At 69.6% G+C, this 16,087-nt stretch carries 10 protein-coding genes; 4 read left to right on the top strand and 6 right to left on the bottom strand.

From position 1 onward, the window contains the following. Window positions 1-2: 2 nt before the first annotated feature. From AB0M03_RS25795 to AB0M03_RS25780, 4 genes are all read right to left on the bottom strand, one after another. A complete protein-coding gene (locus tag AB0M03_RS25795) occupies window positions 3-1,130 on the bottom strand; it encodes an acyl-CoA dehydrogenase family protein (protein WP_363494773.1) in 1,128 nt (375 codons plus the stop codon). Between the two features lie 56 nt (window positions 1,131-1,186). Beyond that, the gene (locus AB0M03_RS25790) at window positions 1,187-5,110 is read right to left on the bottom strand and encodes an amino acid adenylation domain-containing protein (RefSeq protein WP_363494771.1); all 3,924 of its coding nucleotides are present in this window, start codon (window positions 5,108-5,110) and stop codon (window positions 1,187-1,189) included. 47 nt (window positions 5,111-5,157) lie between these two features. Next, window positions 5,158-8,763 carry an amino acid adenylation domain-containing protein gene (locus AB0M03_RS25785; protein WP_363494769.1) on the bottom strand — a complete coding sequence of 1,202 codons (3,606 nt, stop codon included), beginning with the start codon at window positions 8,761-8,763 and terminating at the stop codon, window positions 5,158-5,160. A 132-nt stretch (window positions 8,764-8,895) separates the two neighbouring features. Beyond that, window positions 8,896-11,145 (bottom strand): MMPL family transporter, encoded by a 2,250-nt coding sequence (locus AB0M03_RS25780; RefSeq protein WP_363494767.1) that lies wholly within the window; start codon window positions 11,143-11,145, stop codon window positions 8,896-8,898. A 357-nt stretch (window positions 11,146-11,502) separates the two neighbouring features. On the opposite strand from AB0M03_RS25780, the gene AB0M03_RS25775 reads away from it, so the two are divergent. From AB0M03_RS25775 to AB0M03_RS25760, 4 genes are all read left to right on the top strand, one after another. Continuing rightward, window positions 11,503-12,921 (top strand): MFS transporter, encoded by a 1,419-nt coding sequence (locus tag AB0M03_RS25775; RefSeq protein WP_363494765.1) that lies wholly within the window; start codon window positions 11,503-11,505, stop codon window positions 12,919-12,921. 32 nt (window positions 12,922-12,953) lie between these two features. Next, complete coding sequence (locus tag AB0M03_RS25770; protein ID WP_363494763.1) at window positions 12,954-13,580, top strand: TetR/AcrR family transcriptional regulator; 627 nt, start codon at window positions 12,954-12,956, stop codon at window positions 13,578-13,580. A gap of 84 nt (window positions 13,581-13,664) precedes the next feature. Continuing rightward, on the top strand, window positions 13,665-14,456 hold the full coding sequence (locus AB0M03_RS25765; protein ID WP_363494761.1) for an SURF1 family protein: 792 nt from the start codon (window positions 13,665-13,667) through the stop codon (window positions 14,454-14,456). Window positions 14,457-14,749: 293 nt separating this feature from the next. Then, the gene (locus AB0M03_RS25760; RefSeq protein ID WP_363494759.1) at window positions 14,750-14,923 is read left to right on the top strand and encodes a helix-turn-helix domain-containing protein; all 174 of its coding nucleotides are present in this window, start codon (window positions 14,750-14,752) and stop codon (window positions 14,921-14,923) included. A gap of 50 nt (window positions 14,924-14,973) precedes the next feature. On the opposite strand, the gene AB0M03_RS25755 is transcribed toward AB0M03_RS25760, so the two are convergent. Both AB0M03_RS25755 and AB0M03_RS25750 read right to left on the bottom strand, forming a co-directional pair. After that, window positions 14,974-15,339, bottom strand: coding sequence for a hypothetical protein (locus AB0M03_RS25755; RefSeq protein ID WP_363494757.1), 366 nt, complete (start codon window positions 15,337-15,339; stop codon window positions 14,974-14,976). Beyond that, the gene (locus tag AB0M03_RS25750) at window positions 15,336-15,857 is read right to left on the bottom strand and encodes a hypothetical protein (protein WP_363494755.1); all 522 of its coding nucleotides are present in this window, start codon (window positions 15,855-15,857) and stop codon (window positions 15,336-15,338) included. Before AB0M03_RS25750 ends, AB0M03_RS25755 begins: the two co-directional genes overlap by 4 nt. Window positions 15,858-16,087: the final 230 nt, after the last annotated feature.

Genomic DNA, 16,087 nt, shown 5'->3' with positions numbered 1-16,087 from the left:
CCTCAGCCGATGCGCAGCGGTCGGCCTGCGAAGTAGTCGCACAGCTGGTCGGACATGTGGGTGCGGGACGGCGGATGGAACATCAGGCCCGCACAGGCGGCGGACATGTACGCCGCGTCGCCGGATCCGATGAAGGACGTGCCGCCGAGCAGTTCGACCGCACGGCGGTTGATCCGGCCGATGGCGTCCTGCACCGCGTAGCGGACGCACAGGACCTTGGCGAGCATCTCCTCGCCCTGTTCTCCGGCGTCCTTCGCGCGGGCCACGCCTTCGAGCATGGTCATGGCGGCCTCGGCCTCCGTGACCAGCGCCGCCCGCTCGACGGCGGCGGCTCTGCCCGCCGACAGGACGCCTTCGACCAGGGCGCTCGCAGCGCCGAGGTAGGAGGCGGCCGCCAGCAGTTCGAACCAGATGAAGCCGCTGGTCTGCAGCTTGTCGGGCTGCTGGTTCTCGGTGCTGTCCGTCATGACGACCAGGCGTGGGGGCACCTCGACGTCCTTGAGGACGACCTCGTCGCTCTCGGCGCCGGCCAGCGCGAAGTTGTTCCAGAACGGCCGGATCTCCAGCCCGGGGCTGTCGGCCGGGATGACCGCGACGGCCATCCGCTCGCGTCCGTCGTCGTCGGTCACGGCGACGGAGGCGGTGAGGAGGTCCATCGAACGTGACAGCGAGCAGGGCTTCTTGGAGCCGGTGACGATCAGGTTGTCGCCGCGCGGCACGGCGCGCAGCGTCGGGGACAGGATGGCTGCGGCGCTGCGGCCTTCCGCGAAGCCGGAGGCGACGAGGAGCTGGCCGGCCGCGATGCCTTCGAGGAGCATCCACTCGAAGCCGTCCCCGAGGCTCGCTTCGGCGAGGCTGGCGACCGAGAAGTGGTGCATGGTGGAGGCGACCCCGAGGGAGGGCGACCTGGCGCCGATCGCGCGCTGTACCCGGGTCGCTTCCAGCGCGCTGGCGCCGTTGCCGCCCTGTGCGGTCGGAATCAGCATGCTCGGGCCGCCTGCGGCCTTGAGCATGGACAGCCCCGGGCTGCCCGGACTCTCCAGTTCTGCGAGGGGGATCCGGGCGAGATCCTCGTCGAGACCGGGCATGAATCGCTGCAGCGCAGCGCGTTCGGTTTCCAAGAAGTGCATGGCGGTTTCCCCCGTTGGTGTGTGGATCGAGATGGTCGGGCCGGTCGTGCGATGCGCTACGACTGGACGTGCCGGCTCCCCAGCCAGGCCGCGACCCGATCGGCGAGGGCCGCAGGCCGGTCGCCGGTGACGATGGAGTAGTGGTCCTCGGGCAGAACCTCCGCGTGGAGGTCGGGGCACAGGTCGCGCCATGCCGGGACGGGGTCCTCGCGGTCGACCTCGCCGGCCACGAAGAGGAGTGCGGACATCTCTGCCTTGCCGGCCTGATAGGAGGTCAGGACTGCCAGGTTGTGCGCGTGGATGCGCATCAGCAGGTCGTACTGCTGCGCTCCGGTACCCGGGGGCAGCCATCCGTGCCTGACCGCCACGTCGAGCGCCGTTCGGGCAAGGGTTTCGCGGGGTGCGTCGAGGACGGCAGTACGTGCCGCGTCGGGCACTCGTCCTTCGGCGAGGTCCCGGAGGAACTCGAGGTGGCGCGCGGGTTCCGTGTCGGTTTCCCGCTGCCGGCCGAGATCGCTGTCGATCATGAAGACGTCGACCTCGTGCCCCTGCTCGGCGAGTTGGCATCCCACCTCGTACGCCAGGAGGCCACCCATCGACCAGCCGCCCAGGAGGTACGGGCCCTCGGCGGTCACCTGCTGCAGCTCCTCGCGGTAGGCCGTCGCCATGGCCACGAGGTCGGGGGCGAGCGCCGCCGTCGTGCCCTGGGCGAGGGCCCGGCTCTGGAAGGCATGGACGGGGCCGGCCCAGGAGCGGGCGAGAGCGGTGTAGCTGCTGACCGAACCGCCGACGGGGTGGAAGAGGAAGAGCTCCCTGCCGGGGGTGCTCGCAGTGCTCCCGTCCGACAGCCTGACCAAGCTGCCGGCAACCCGGTCGTGGTCCGCGATGCGTCCCGCCATGGCCCGTGCGGTGGGGGTCTCGAAGACCTGGCCGAACGGCAGCTCGATGCCCAGTCGGGAGCGGACGAGGTTGATCAGTCTGAGCGCGAGCAGCGAGTTGCCGCCCAGTGCGAAGAAGTCGCCGTCCGGTTCGACGGAGGGGAGTTCGAGCAGGTCGGCCCAGATCCCGCACAGCTGCCGCACGAGTTCGCCGTCGGCTCCCGGTGCGGCGCCGACTTCGACCGGCGGCCGCGCGGCAACGGCGGCGAGCGCGGACGCGAGGTCCACCTTGCCGTTGGAGGTCAGGGGAAGCCGGTCCAGCACGTGGATCTGCGCGGGTATCAGGTAGTGCGGCAGTCGCGACTGGAGGTACGCGCGGACCGCCGCGCTGTCGATGCCCGCGCTTTCCGCGGGCACCACGAGTGACACCAAACGCGGACCTCCCGGCGTCGCCGTGGCGGTGACGACACACTCCCGGACTCCCGGGAACTCGCGGATCGCCGCCTCCACCTCGCCGGGCTCGACCCGGAACCCTTGGATCTTGAGCTGGCGGTCCTCACGGCCCAGGAACTCGATGGTGCCGTCAGGTCGGTAGCAGCCCAGGTCGCCCGTCGCGTACAGGCGCTCGCCTGTCGCGGGATGCCGGATGAAGCGCTCGCCGGTGCGGTCGGCGTCCTGCCAGTAACCCCGGCTGAGTCCCGCACCGCCGATGTAGATGCCGCCGACCGCCCACGGCGGGCGGAGCTCCAGGTGGTGGTCCAGGATCTTCATGGTCTGGTTGCGCAGCGGAACGCCGTAGGGAATGCTCCGCCAGGCAGGGTCCACCTGGTCGATCTCATGGATGTTCGACCAGATGGAGGCCTCGGTCGCACCACCCATCGCGATGATCCGCGCATCCGGCCAGTGGGCCCGCAGGCGGTCGGGCAGGTCGATCGGGATCCAGTCGCCGCTCATCAGGAAGGCTCTCACCGGCGGGCGATCGGCGTGCGGCCGCTGCTCGACGACCTCTGCCAGCATCTGCACCAGCGCCGGCACCGAGTTCCACACCGTCGCGCCGTGCCTGACTGCACTGTCCGCCCACCCCTGCGGATCGGGCCGGTGCGTCGCGTCCGGCAGCACCAGGGCGGCACCGGCAGCCAGGGTGCCGAAGACGTCCCAGACGGAGAGGTCGAAGCTGAGCGACGAGATGCCGAACACCCGGTCCTCGCGGGTGAGAACGACGCGCTCGTTGATGTCCTGGACGGTGTTGACCGCGGCCTGGTGCTCGATCATCACGCCCTTGGGCCGACCGGTCGACCCGGAGGTGTAGATGATGTACGCGAGGTCGGCGGGGTCACCCACACGTGCGCAGGTCTGACCGGCGGCAGGCTCGAGTCCGTCCACGCGGACCAGCGGAAGCGGGCCGAGGGAGCCGACGCGGGACTCCGCGGACGACTGGATCAGGGCGACGCGTGCGGAGCACTCCTGGAGCAGATGGGCGATGCGCTCGGCGGGAAGGTCCGCGTCGACGGGGCAATAGGCAGCGCCGGCACGCAGCACCCCGAGGACGGCGACCACCTGCTCCCATCCCTTGCTCATGACCACGGGCACCACGTCGCCGCGGCCGATGCCCTCGGCGCCCAGCCTGCAGGCCACGGCTCGGGAACGGGCCTCCACCTCGCCGTAGGTCAGTGTCCGCTGCGAGGTCACCACCGCGATGCCTTCGGGCCGCAGTGCGGCCTGGCGGAGGAAACCGTCCTCGAGTCGTTCTGCCGGCGGCGCCTGGACCGGACCGTTGAGCTCGGCGATCAGACGGCGGTGCGGGGCCGGGACCGGATCCGGTAGCGCCTCGGACCCCGACGGCTCGGCCAGCAGGTCCAGCATCCGCCCGTACGCCTCGAACATCAGGTCGGGAAGGCCGGGCGGGAAGGCTTCGTCGACGACGTCCCAGATGCAGTCGACGCCGCCGTCGGGACCGTCGTGGAGCTGGTTGTCGATCAGCACCTGGGGTGTGCGCAGGTCACTGGCCACCTCACGGCAGGCCGTCCGTGTCCGGCTGCCTCCCGCCGGAACCGACTCGGCCGCCCCGCCCGCCTTCAACGTGCTGGTGAAGACGTAGGGAAGTGCGGCGCGTGACGTCCAGCCCCGGCGCGCGGCCAGCTCGCGGGTGATCCTCACGCCTGCCACATCGGCGTTCTGCAGGTCCTTCCAGACCTGGCGTTGCAGGTGTCGGGCGCGTTCCCAGAAGTCCCCGGAGCTGCGGAGGTCGACTTCGAGCGGAAGGGTCGCCCCGAACTGGCCCACCACTCCGGCCATGTGAGGACGGGTGGAGGCCCAGTTCTGGTGCAGCAGGTTCAGGCTGAAGTGCGGGGCCGCGGCCCATGCCCCGAGCGTCTCGGCGAAGACGTGACACAGCGCGGTGGTCGGCAGGATCCGGTGGTGGCGGAACGTGGTGGACAACTGCTGCCACTGCTGACGCGTCAGCCTGTGGACCCTGCGGGTGAACCGGACGGACTCGATGGCGGCGGGCTGCACGGCCAGCGGCAGCTGGGGGGCGTCCGGAAGCCGCTCGATGCGGTCCTCCCAGTAGCTCCACTGCTCCTGGTACTGCGGCGTGTTCTCGTGGGCGAGGAGTTCGAGCCGGCAGTCGCGGTAGGTCAGTTCCGGCGACGGGAGCCGGACGGTCGGATCGTCGTAGTACGCCCGCCACTCGTCCATGACCTGGCGGATTCCGCGGCCGTCGAGCAGCAGCAGGCTCATCGAGAGGTGCACCCTGAACCGGTGCGGCCGCAGACGGTGGATCTCGACATCGAACAGGGGCCAGCCGGTCGGGTCCACGCCCTCGCGGCACATGCGCTCCCTGGTACGGAGGATCGCCGCCTGCCTGCCGGCCTCTTCGAGGTCGGCGAGGTCGGTGACGGCGAGCCTCGGCGAAGGCGTCCTCTCACCGGTCAGGACGCGCTGGGTGCCGGCGGCGTCGATCACGGTCCTCAAGTGGTCGTGGCGGCGCAGTACCTGGTCGAGTGCCTGCTGGGCACGGGACAGGTCCAGGTCGACCATGTCCAGTTCCACGTAGTAGCTCGGCAGGAAGCCGCCGAGCTCGACCAGGTCGGAGGAACCCACCAGATAGGCCTCCTGCAAGGCCGTCAGTGGGAACGGTTCGTTGTGGGTCACCGTCCGGCCTCCGGCTGGGCCTCGAGCGCCGCGGCGAGCTCCGCAATGGTCGGGGCCTGGAAGAGCATGTCGACGGCCTCGTCGCCGGCCTGCTGGATGCCTAGCTCGGTGCGGAGCTTGGCGATGATGCGCACCGCGTGCAACGAGTCGCCGCCGAGGTCGAAGAAGTTGTCCTCGATGCCGAAATCATCGCGTCCCAGCGCCTCGGCCCAGATGTCGAAGAGCCGCTGTTCCAGTGCCGTTCGCGGGGTCGTCCACTCCGTCGGCTCCGGCTCGCGCCAGGGCATGGGCAGTGCCGAGCGGTCGACCTTGCCGTTGGCGCTGAGCGGCAGCGCGTCCAGGACCAGGTAGTGGTGGGGAACCATGTAGTCGGGCAGCAGCGCTGCCAGCGCCTTGTTCAGGGCCGCGGGGTCGAGGGACTCCGCTCCGGAAGGGGCTCCGGCCACCAGGACGTGCTGCACCAGGGCGTCGACCGCCGGCCCGCCGTCCGGGACGGAGGCGAAGCGGGTGAATCCGGCTCGCTCCAGCTGCTCCTGCCACTGCGGGACCGACAGCAGGGTGGCCTCACGCTGGTCCTGGTAGTTCCCGAAGCCTTCGAGGAAGGCAAAGCTGATCATGTTGAGCGGGGAGTTGACGGTGCCTTCGATGAGCACCAGGACGCCCCCGGGGGCGAGGAGCCCTCGGACCATCTCCAGGGTTCCACCGAGGTCCTTGGCGTCGTGGAGGACGTTGGCCCCGATGATGACGTCGGCAGAGCCGGGTGCCAGGCCCTGCGTGGCCGGGTCGGCGTCGATGTTGAACAGGCCGTAGCTGACGAAGGGGTAGGCGTCCTGGTAGCGCTCCTTCGCAAGGGTGGTGAAGGCGGTCGATATGTCGGTGAAGTGGTAGCGGACCCGTTCGGCGGGCAGGGCCGGCAGGATGCGGTCGCACGTCGCTCCGGTGCCGGCACCCAGTTCGAGGATCCGGACCTGGCGGTCTGCGGGGAACTGTTCCACGTAGGAGCGCACCACCGAGGCGGCGGTCCGGTTCTGCAGCTCGGCGGCCGGGTTGCTCGCGTACAGGGCCCGGGTCACCCTCCAGTCGCCATCGGGCAGGAGGAGCTGGAGCGGGCGGATCTCTCCCCGGAGCAGGGCGATCTGCTGATCGATGCATTCGGTGAAGTAGTCCAGGAGGACGCGGTCCGAGCCGGTCACCGTGAAGGCGGACAGCGCTGCCTTGATCGAACCGTCGAGCGCGTTCGCGTCCAGGTCCCGCTCGGCGCGGTACTCCCCCGGGCGTCCGGTGGCGCTCAGCAGTCCTTCGGCGGCCAGGACGGACATCCACTGGGCGAGGAGCCCGCGGTACAGGGGTCGGACACCGCACCGGTCGACGATCTCGTCCGCGGTGGTGGTGTCACCCTCGGCTTCCAGGGCACCGAGTCGGGCGAGGCTGCGGGCCATGACGGACGGGGCGAGGGCCTCGAGCCGGTGCCAGAGGTCACGGAAGGTCGTGATGGCGGGGGCGAGATCGCCGGCGGCCTGCCGGAGTTCACGCGCGCCGGATTCGAGGGTCTCGGCCCAGACGGAGGCGGTGTCCGTGACCGGTGCTGCCGCCGCCTGCTCGTCGGGAAGGACGTGCGCGACGAGTTGTCCCCGGCCCGTCGTGGGGTTGGTGCCGACGGTGAGGATCGCCTCGCCCACGCCGGGCTGGCGGCGCAGCACGGCGGCGATTTCGTCGAGTTCGATGCGGAAGCCGTTGAGCTTGACCTGGGTGTCCTCCCGGCCGAGGAACTCGATGTCGCCGCCGGGGAGGTAGCGGCCGAGGTCGCCGGTCCGGTAGAGGTACTCACCCGAGACGGGGTGCACGATGAACCGCTCGGCCGTCCGGGTGGGGTCGGCCCAGTAGCCCTTCGCCACGCCGACGCCGCCGATGTAGATCTCCCCCGTGCTCCAGACCGGGCGCGGCTCGAGCCGGTGGTCGAGGACGTGGAGGGTCTGGTTCGCGAGCGGCTTGCCGTAGGGGATGCGGCTCCAGTGCGGCGGGACGTCGGCGATGGGGTAGGCGACCGACCAGATGGAGGCTTCGGTGGCACCGCCGAGGCTGATCACCTGTGCGTTCGGGTGGGTCGATCGGATCGCGTCCGGCAGCGTGACGGGTATCCAGTCGCCGCTGAGCATGACCACCCGCAGCGAGGGTGCGGGGGCGATGGCGGGAGCGTCCAGCCACAGGCGCATCAGGGCGGGGACGGAGTTCCAGACGGTCACGCCGTGGTCCGACACGAGGGCGGACCAGTGTTCGGGATCGTGGGCCCGGTTGGGGGTGGGCGTGATCACGGTGGCACCGGCGGCCAGGGTGCCGAAGACGTCGTAGACCGAGAGGTCGAAGCTCAGGGAGGAGAGCGCGAGCACGCGGTCGTCCGGCCCGATGCGGAAACGCTGGTTGATGTCCTGGACGGTGTTGGCGGCGCCTCGGTGGTCGATCATCACCCCCTTCGGCTGGCCCGTGGAGCCGGAGGTGAAGATGACGTAGGCGAGGTCCTCGGGAGCAGGACCGGTGGGAAGCGGTTCGGCGCTCTCCTCGTGCACATCGGCGTCGTCCAGGGTCACCAGCCGGATGCCGGCGGGCCAGGCTTCCCCGTCCCGCAGCCGGGAGGTGGTGACGACGGTGTGGACACCGCCCTGTGCCAGGATCTGCGCGCGCCGTGCGGTGGGCCATTGCGGATCGACCGGCAGGTAGGCGGCTCCGGAGAGGGTCACACCGAGCAGGGCGGGCACCTGGGCGAGGCCCCTGTCCACGACGACGCCGACGAGGCTGCCGGGGGTCGCTCCGAGCGCGATCAGCCGACGGGCCAGGCGGCGGGCTGCGGTCACGGTCTCGAGGTAGGTGAGCCGTCCGTCCTCTGCGATCACCGCGACGGCGTCCGGACGTTCGGCGGCGCGGGTCTCGACGAGTTGGCAGAGGGTGGTGACGGGCAGATCGGCGGCAGTGCTGTTGGCGCTCTCCCGTTCCTCACGCTGCCAGTTCGGCAGGTCGGTGAGGCGCTTCTCGAGGTCCCAGGCGCCGATGTCGTTCGCGAGGCGGTGGAGGACTGCGAGGCAGGCCGCGACCAGATCGCCGGTCAGACCGTCCGGGAACTCCGTCTCCTGGACGTCCCAGACGAGGGCAAGCCCGCCTTCTTCTTCCGCGATGTGATGGTTGAGACGACATCGGGCCGACTGCCGTGTCTCCTGCCGGCCTTCGGCGGCCCGCGCGAGCTGCTGGTGAAGCTGCTCGGCGCGGGCCGCGAAGGAACGACCGGGGAGGTTGTCGACGGCGAGGTCGAGTGCCGCTTCCCGGCCGGGGGCAGCCAGGTCGAGGGTGAAGTCGGCCTGCTTGGACCACAGGCTCAGCACGTCGGCGTAGGCGGTGACGAGCACGGCCACCGGGGAGATCCCTCGGCGCTGCGCTTCCTGCCGGACGGCCGTCCAGACCTTCCGGTCGACCGCCCCTCGGCGGGTGGTGCGCCCGACGGGGGCCGACTCCTCGCCCCCGTACGGAGCCAGTGGCAGTTCAGGTGCGGACCGAACGTCCGGGAGGCGCAGCTCGATCCCGCCCGCCTGGATTCTCAAAAGGTCGTTCAGCATTTCGAAATCTCCCCGTTCTGACACTTTCGAAATCTCCCCAGTTCGATTCCAGGCGGACACGACAGCCTCGATTCGACATCGACCGCGACACTATAAGTCAGTCAGGTCGGCGTCAAACCATTTCGACTGCCGTTAATTTAGCGGGTTCGCCATCTCGACACTCCGGTCGGATGCAGCCGGCGCGACGGACACCCCCGGCCGGCCCTCCGAGTGCTCACTCAGACCGAATCGGTCGTGCAGTCGCCTCAACAGGGGGGGCGCCCACCAGTTTGCCCTCCCCGCCAGCCGCATGAATGCAGGTACGAGCAGGCCCCGCACCAGCGTTGCGTCGACCACGACGGCCAGGGCCAGGCCCACACCGAGCAGTTTGAGCAAGGTGAGCCCGGATGACGCGAACGTGATAAACACGGTTCCGATCAGCAGCGCTCCCGCACTCATGACCCGCCCGGTCTTCTCGAGACCGAGCGCAACCGAATACGTGTTGTCGCCGCTGCGAACGTATTCCTCTCGGATCCTGGAAAGCAGGAACACCTCGTAGTCCATGGACAGTCCGAAGGCAATGCAGAACATGAGGACCGGCATCGTCGCATCAATCATGCCAGTCGTCACGAAATCACCCACAAGCCATTTAAGGTGACCGTCCTGGAACACGTACACCATGGATCCGAACGTGGCTGTGAGGCTGAGCAGGTTCAGCACGATCGCCTTCACCGGGATGAGGACGCTGCCGGTGAAGAGGAAGAGCAGAACGGCTGTCGCCACCGCGATGATGAGCAGCGCCGCGGGCAGCCTTCCGCCGGTGGCGTGTGTGGTGTCGACCAGCTGAGCAGCCTGCCCGCCGACCTTCACCGCCGCAGGCGCCCCGCCCGTGGCACGGACGGCCGCCACGAGCTCGCGGCCTTCGGGTGAATAGGGTTCCACCGATGACACGAGCGACAGCCAACTCCCCGCTTCGCCGGTGAACCGGCCGGAGGCAGCTGCCGGCGGTGCGACCAGCCGGCCGTCGGCGTAGGAGCCGGTGAGGGTGTCCACCCGCCGGATTCCCTCGAGCGTCGAGAGCTTCATCGCGTACGGCGGCAGGGTCTGCAGGGCTCCGGCACCGGTCACACCGGGGACGACGACGGGAATGGGGTTGGTCTCCCCGACGTCGAAGTTCTCCCTGAGGTACTGCGCGGCCTGGCGGGCCGGGGAGGATGCGGGCAGGACCCGGTCGTCGGCGAGACTGAACGACGCCGACAGGAACGGGCTGCCCAGCAGCAGCAGGAGAGCGCTGATCACGGTCATGACCGGAATCGGACGCCGCATCACCCCCAGCGCGAGGCGCTGCCAGAATCCGCTCGGCGTACGGCGCCGGAACCGTCCGAACACGTCAAGACGGTTCACCCGGTGGCCGAGGAGGGCCAGCAGTGCCGGCAGTGCGACGACCGAGACCAGGGCCGCCACGAGCACGACCGCGATGCCCCCGTAGGCGATCGAGCGGAAGAAGTACATGGGGAAGACCAGGAGCGCCGAGAGCGAGAGGGCCACGGTGACGCCCGAGAACAGGACGGTCATTCCGGCGGTTCGGACCGTCGTCCGCACCGCCGCGCCGACGTCCGGGTCGGCGGCCAGCTCGTCCCGGAACCTGCTGATCACAAAGAGGCTGTAGTCGATGGCGAGGCCCAGGCCCAGGGCGGTGGTGACGTTGAGCGCGAAGACGGAGACCGAGGTGGCCTCCGTGAGCAGCCGGAGAACCGCAGTGGTGGTGACCACGGAGATCCCGCCGACCGCCAGCGGCACCAGAGCGGCAGCGAGGCTGCCGAAGACGAGCACCAGGAGGACCAGTGTGATCGGGGCGACGATCAACTCGGCCCGCAGCAGGTCGTCCGCCGACACCCGCTCGACCTCGACATAGGTCTGCGCGATTCCGGTGAACCGCAGCTCCAGCCGGTCGTCGTGGATCTGCGGGACGACCCGCTTCGCGGTGGCCTGGTAGGTGCCCTCGTTCCCGCCGAGCCGGACGAGCAGCAGGCCGCTGGAACCGTCCTTGGAACGCAGCGATGCAGGCCTGCCTGCCGTCCAGTAGGAGTCCGCCGAGACCACCCCGTCGAAGGTACGGATCCGGCCGACCAGCCCATCGGCGGCTTCGGCGACCTCGGGGGCCTCCAAGGTCCGGCCGCCCCTCCCGGAGACGATCACCACGAGGTTGGGCGCTCCTGTGGCGAAGTCGCCGGCCAGCGCGTCGTCGACCTGCATCGACTCCGACGACGGGTCCTGAAAGCCGCCGTTGGCCAGGTGTTCCTGCACACCTGCGCCGTAGAACGCCGCCAGCGAGGCGACGAACACGGTCAGAGCCAGGATCAGGCCCCTTCTGGCCACAGCCAGTTGAGCAATGACGTTCACGAAGCTCCTTCATGAGGGGCGCCACCGCGATCGCGACGGCACTCTGCTCGGGCCCGGGCCGGGAGTGCGCCCGGACAACGGAGAGTCCTCAAGGGCTCTGCGAGAAAGGCAATCTGCGGTCGCCTCAGATACGCAGGCATGACTGACTGCACATCAAGTCGAACACGTTGTCCAACTTAACTACTAGGCAGCTTAGGGTCAAGGCTTGACTTCGCAGCCGACGGGCGCTTCGACCTGCCCGAACGCCCTCAGGGCGGACTCTCCGGAAGGAGAGTAACTCATACACGACTGTTCAACTTAGCTGTTTTGCGGTATCCCTATCCCGTACACATCTGTACGAGATAGGAGACTTCTCCCATGGCGCACGCCACGCATGCCGCCACCGGCACCCATCCCGAGCCGACCGCCGACCCACGACGGTGGACACTGCTCACGCTGCTGTGCCTCTCCCAGTTCATGCTGATCGTGGACGTCACCGTGATCAACGTGGCGCTTCCCAGCATCGGGGCCGATCTTCAACTGACCCGCGAAACCCTCACCTGGGCCGTCACGGCCTACACGCTCTGCTTCGGCGGGCTGATGCTCCTCGGCGGCCGCCTGGCCGACGCCTTCGGCGCACGGCGCCTCCTGATCACGGGCCTCGTCCTCTTCACGACCGCCTCGCTGGTGACCGGCCTGGCCGGGAACGCCCCCGTCCTGATCGGCGGCCGGCTCGCCCAGGGCATCGGCGCGGCGCTGCTGTCACCGGCCGCGCTCGCCACCATCACCCGCACGTTCCACGGTCCGGAGCGGAACAAGGCGCTGGGCATCTGGGCCATGCTCGGCGGCATCGGCTTCGCGGTCGGAGCGATGCTCGGCGGCGTGCTCACCGCAGGCCCCGGCTGGAGCTGGGTGTTCTTCATCAACGTCCCGGTGGGCCTGGGCATCCTCATTGCCCTCCCCCGGCTGCTTCCCGCGTCGGCCTCGCACGGCGGCCGCCGGATCGACCTGCCCGGCGCCGTCCTGGTCACGGCCGCCACCGGGTCCCTCATCTACGGCCTTATCAAGGCCGGTGACGCGGGCTGGAGTTCGACGTCCACGCTGGTGCCCCTGATCAGCTCCGCCGTCCTCTACGCCGCCTTCACCGTCGTCGAAAGCAAGACCTCCGCGCCTCTCATGGACCTGCGCATCCTCGCCAAGCGCCCGGTCGCCGCAGGGTCGTTCCTGATGCTGATCGCCACGGGCCTGCTGCTCGGATTCGTCTTCCTCGGTTCGCTGTACCTCCAGGGCGTGCAGGAGCTCTCCGCCCTGGCCACCGGAGCACTCCTTCTTCCTGTCGCCGTCGCCACGGCGATCGGCGCCCACCTCGCCGGACACCTCATCGCCCACGCCGGCACCCGGCTCGTCGCGGCCGGAGGCCTGGTCGTCTCGGGATGCGGCAGCCTCGTGCTGGCCACGTCCAACAGCACTGGCGGCACCATCGTCGGCCTGGCCGTCGGAGCGGTGGGCATCATCCCGGTCTTCGTGTCCGCGACCACCACGGCGCTGGGCTTCGTCTCCCACCAGGAGGCAGGCATCGCCTCCGGGGTGGTGAACACCTTCCACGAGGTCGGCGGCGCCGTCGGGGTGGCCGTCGTCTCGACCGTCGCCGCCACCGGCATCGCCCGGCACTCGGCGGCCGGTTTCCCCGCCGCCTACACCACCCTGGCCATCGCCGCGGCAGTGGCGTCGGTCATCGCCCTGGCCGTGATCCCCCGGGGGAAGCCCGACCTCCCCGAGGGCGTGCACGTCCACTGAGACCGACTGCCGACGATCCCTAGACTCCGTTCATGGACTCCGAACAGCAGAACGGCGCCGCAAAGGCCCGGCGGGGCAGCTCCGCCCACCACCCCCGTCGGGCCGATGCCGAGCGCAACATCAGTGCGATCCTCGCCGCAGCCACCACGTGCTTCGGCAGGAACCCCAACGCCAGCATGACCGAGATCGCCGCAGCAGCCGGGATCGGCCGAGTCACCCTGTACGGCCACTTCTCCTCCCGGGAGGCGCTTCTCAGCGAGCTGATGGAGCGTGCCCTGGCCGACGTCGCCACCGTGCTGAACGCCACCGACCTCGACGAGGGCCCCGCCGACGAGAGGCTCCGGACCCTCATCCGATCCTCCTGGCAACTGCTCGACCGCAACCTGCGCATGCTGCACGCCGCCCGCAGGGCCTTGCCTGCGGAAGCGGTCCACGACCACCACGTCGGCATCCTGTCGACGATGGAACGCCTCATCACCCGGGGGCGGCAGGAAGGAGCATTCCGGGATGACCTCCCCTCCCACTGGCTCGTCGGCACCGTCTACGCCCTGGTCCAGGCCGCCGGCGACCAGGTCGAAGCCGGTCAGTTCACCTCCGAGGAAGCCCTCGAAGCCCTCGACGCCACCCTCGCCTCCGCCCTCCGGCCCCCGACTCCCTGAAAACGGCCCGGCCGCCGCGCTCACGCACACCAGCCCGGCAGACCGGGCGACCCCGGCGCGGTCGGCGCACGACGAACGGCCACGGTGACATCCTTGTACCGCTTCCTCCTCACCCCTCGCTGGCTGGCCGGCACCATCCTCGCGCTGGCGGCCATCGCCGTCTGCCTCTGGCTCGGCTCGTGGCAGCTCGGCCGCTTCAAGGAGAAGGCCGCAGCCCAGCACGCAGCGCCCCTTCCAGCCGCCCCGGCGGTCCCGCTCGATCAGCTCCTCACGCCACGGCAACCGTGGGTGGGCACCGACACGGCCGGGCGTGCGGTCACGGCCAGCGGCACGTACGACGCCGCGAACCAACTGCTCGTACCCAACCGCACCGTGGAAGGCGTGAAGGGCTTCTACGTCCTCACCCCCCTCCGCACCACAGACGGACGGGCCGTGACCGTCGTCCGGGGCTGGGCGGCAGGCCCGGCGACCCATGCCCGGCCGCCTGCCCCGCCGAGTGGACACGTGACCGTCACCGGGCGCCTCCATCCGTCCGAGAACAGCGGCATGAACGGCGCCATCGCCGGCGGCCTGCCCCCGGGCCAACTGGGCACGATCGCCCCGGCCACGCTGGTGAACATCCTTCCGTACGACGTGTACGACGGCTGGGTCGCAGCGGACACCGCGCCGAACGGCCTTGTGTCCGTGGCATCCCTTCGGCCCCGGAGCGGCAGCGGCCTGAACCTGCGGGCGTTCCAGAGCCTCGGCTACACGCTGGAATGGTTCGTCTTCGCGGGCTTCGTCGTCTTCATGTGCTTCCGCCTGGCACGCCACGAGGCGGAGGCAGCCGCGGACCGCGCCCTGGGCATCGACCCGGTTCACAGCACTTCGCGTTAGCTCGGCTCTGTCGGGGATCGTGTGGGCCGTGGTGTCAGCCGGCGGCTCGTCAGAGGCACAGGCTCGAAATATCCCTGGCCGCGGTGCCCCTGGAGGGCTGTCGGTGTTCGCGGGGCCGGCACTGAGACAGGGCCGGTGGGCCCCGAAGGACTCACATCGTTGCCTGACATGCCGCAATCCGGCTACCAGGAGATTCCGGCTCGTCCAAACTCCGAGGCGTGGGAGACCGTTTCCGGCGAAATCGAGTGGCAAGCCACCTGTACCCGCCCGGAGGCGTTGTGTCGTCACAGTTCATGGATGCCAAGCAGACTGCGGAGTATCTGAACATGTCGGTGCCGTGGGTGTACCGGGAAGCCGCTCGAGTGGGGCTTGTCCCGTACAGGTTCGGGCGAGGCCGAAACGCGAAGCCACAGTTCAAGGTCGTCGAGGTGCAGGCCTGGATCAAGCAGCAGCGCTCCTCGGGATGAAGCAGGGTACGCCCTGTCCGACAGGCGACTGCCGGACAGGGCTTCCGTCGTCAGGCGGCGAGACCGAGGTCGATCTCCTGTGCGGCGTGGCCTATGGAGCCCGGCATGAGGTGGCGGTAGGTCTTGAAGGTGACGTCGACGCTTCGGTGGCCCATCCATTCGGCGACGTCCGTGATGGGGAGGTTGCGGGCGAGGCAGTTCGAGGCGAAGAAGTGCCGGCAACCGTAGAGGACCATCCCCTCGGGACTGTCGGCCGCGTTCGCGCGCTTGATGCGCTGCCACCGGTTGTTGACGCAGTAGTCCAGGAACGGCCTCGTGATGTCCTGCGGGTGGCGCAGGAGGTAGCCGTCCACAGTGCCGTACGTGTCGGCGTACCACTCGATGGCGTGCCGGGTGCGGGACGTCCCGGTAGTCACCGGCGGCCCGATGCTTGAGCGGCGCGTAGTGCTTGGTGGTCCGGTTGACCTGCTCGGTGACGCGGTAGACGTCGTCGGCGACGATGTTGTTGACGTTGACGGCGTACGCTTCGCCGTTGCGCAGGCCGCAGCCGCTCATGAGGTCGACCCACCAGCCGGAAGGCGTGGTCGCCGGCCGTGTTGAGAGTCCGGAGCTGGGCCGGGGACGGGATGACGGCCCGCTTCGGGTCGTACTGCGGCGGCTTGACCCCGTCGAAGGGGTTCTCGTCGTACAGGCCGAGGCGGTGCGCGTCGAGCAGGATCGCCTTCAGCTTGTCGAAGGCGTTGGCCTGCGTCGCGAGGCCGACCCCGTTGCGTTCCATGCTCTGGACGAACGCGTCGACCACCTTGTGATCGAAAGTACCCATCCGCCGGCTACGGAACGCCGGGTACAGGTGCTGCTCCAGCAGCGAGTCGAGATGCCGGATCGAGGCGGTACCCAGGTCCCGCCGACCGGCCTCCCGAAGGGCCGGCGGCACCCGGGCAGGCCGTCACGAACCTCACTCGGGACCGGGCAGGGACGGAGCCCTGCCGCTGCACGCACGCGATCGCGTCGGGACGGAATCGCACATCGGCAGCTCGCGGACAGCCCCTGCAAGGCGCGTGCATGCGAGGCCACGACCCCAGGAGTCGCAGATCGCCTCGACGTGGAAACACCTTGCCGAAACGGTGCGGTATCAATGCGAGTGGGCCCAGGTGTCAAATCATT

The organism is Kitasatospora sp. NPDC051914, assembly GCF_040680995.1.
Classification (GTDB): domain Bacteria; phylum Actinomycetota; class Actinomycetes; order Streptomycetales; family Streptomycetaceae; genus Kitasatospora.
This window is presented reverse-complemented; position numbering and strand designations above follow the sequence as displayed.

Bases quoted from the DNA above. Each gene is read 5' to 3' on its own strand.
- AB0M03_RS25760 (WP_363494759.1), top strand. From the start codon at position 14,750: ATGGATGCCAAGCAGACTGCGGAGTATCTGAACATGTCGGTGCCGTGG.
- AB0M03_RS25795 (WP_363494773.1), bottom strand. From the start codon at position 1,130: ATGCACTTCTTGGAAACCGAACGCGCTGCGCTGCAGCGATTCATGCCC.
- AB0M03_RS25775 (WP_363494765.1), top strand. From the start codon at position 11,503: ATGGCGCACGCCACGCATGCCGCCACCGGCACCCATCCCGAGCCGACC.
- AB0M03_RS25785 (WP_363494769.1), bottom strand. From the start codon at position 8,763: ATGCTGAACGACCTTTTGAGAATCCAGGCGGGCGGGATCGAGCTGCGC.
- AB0M03_RS25770 (WP_363494763.1), top strand. From the start codon at position 12,954: ATGGACTCCGAACAGCAGAACGGCGCCGCAAAGGCCCGGCGGGGCAGC.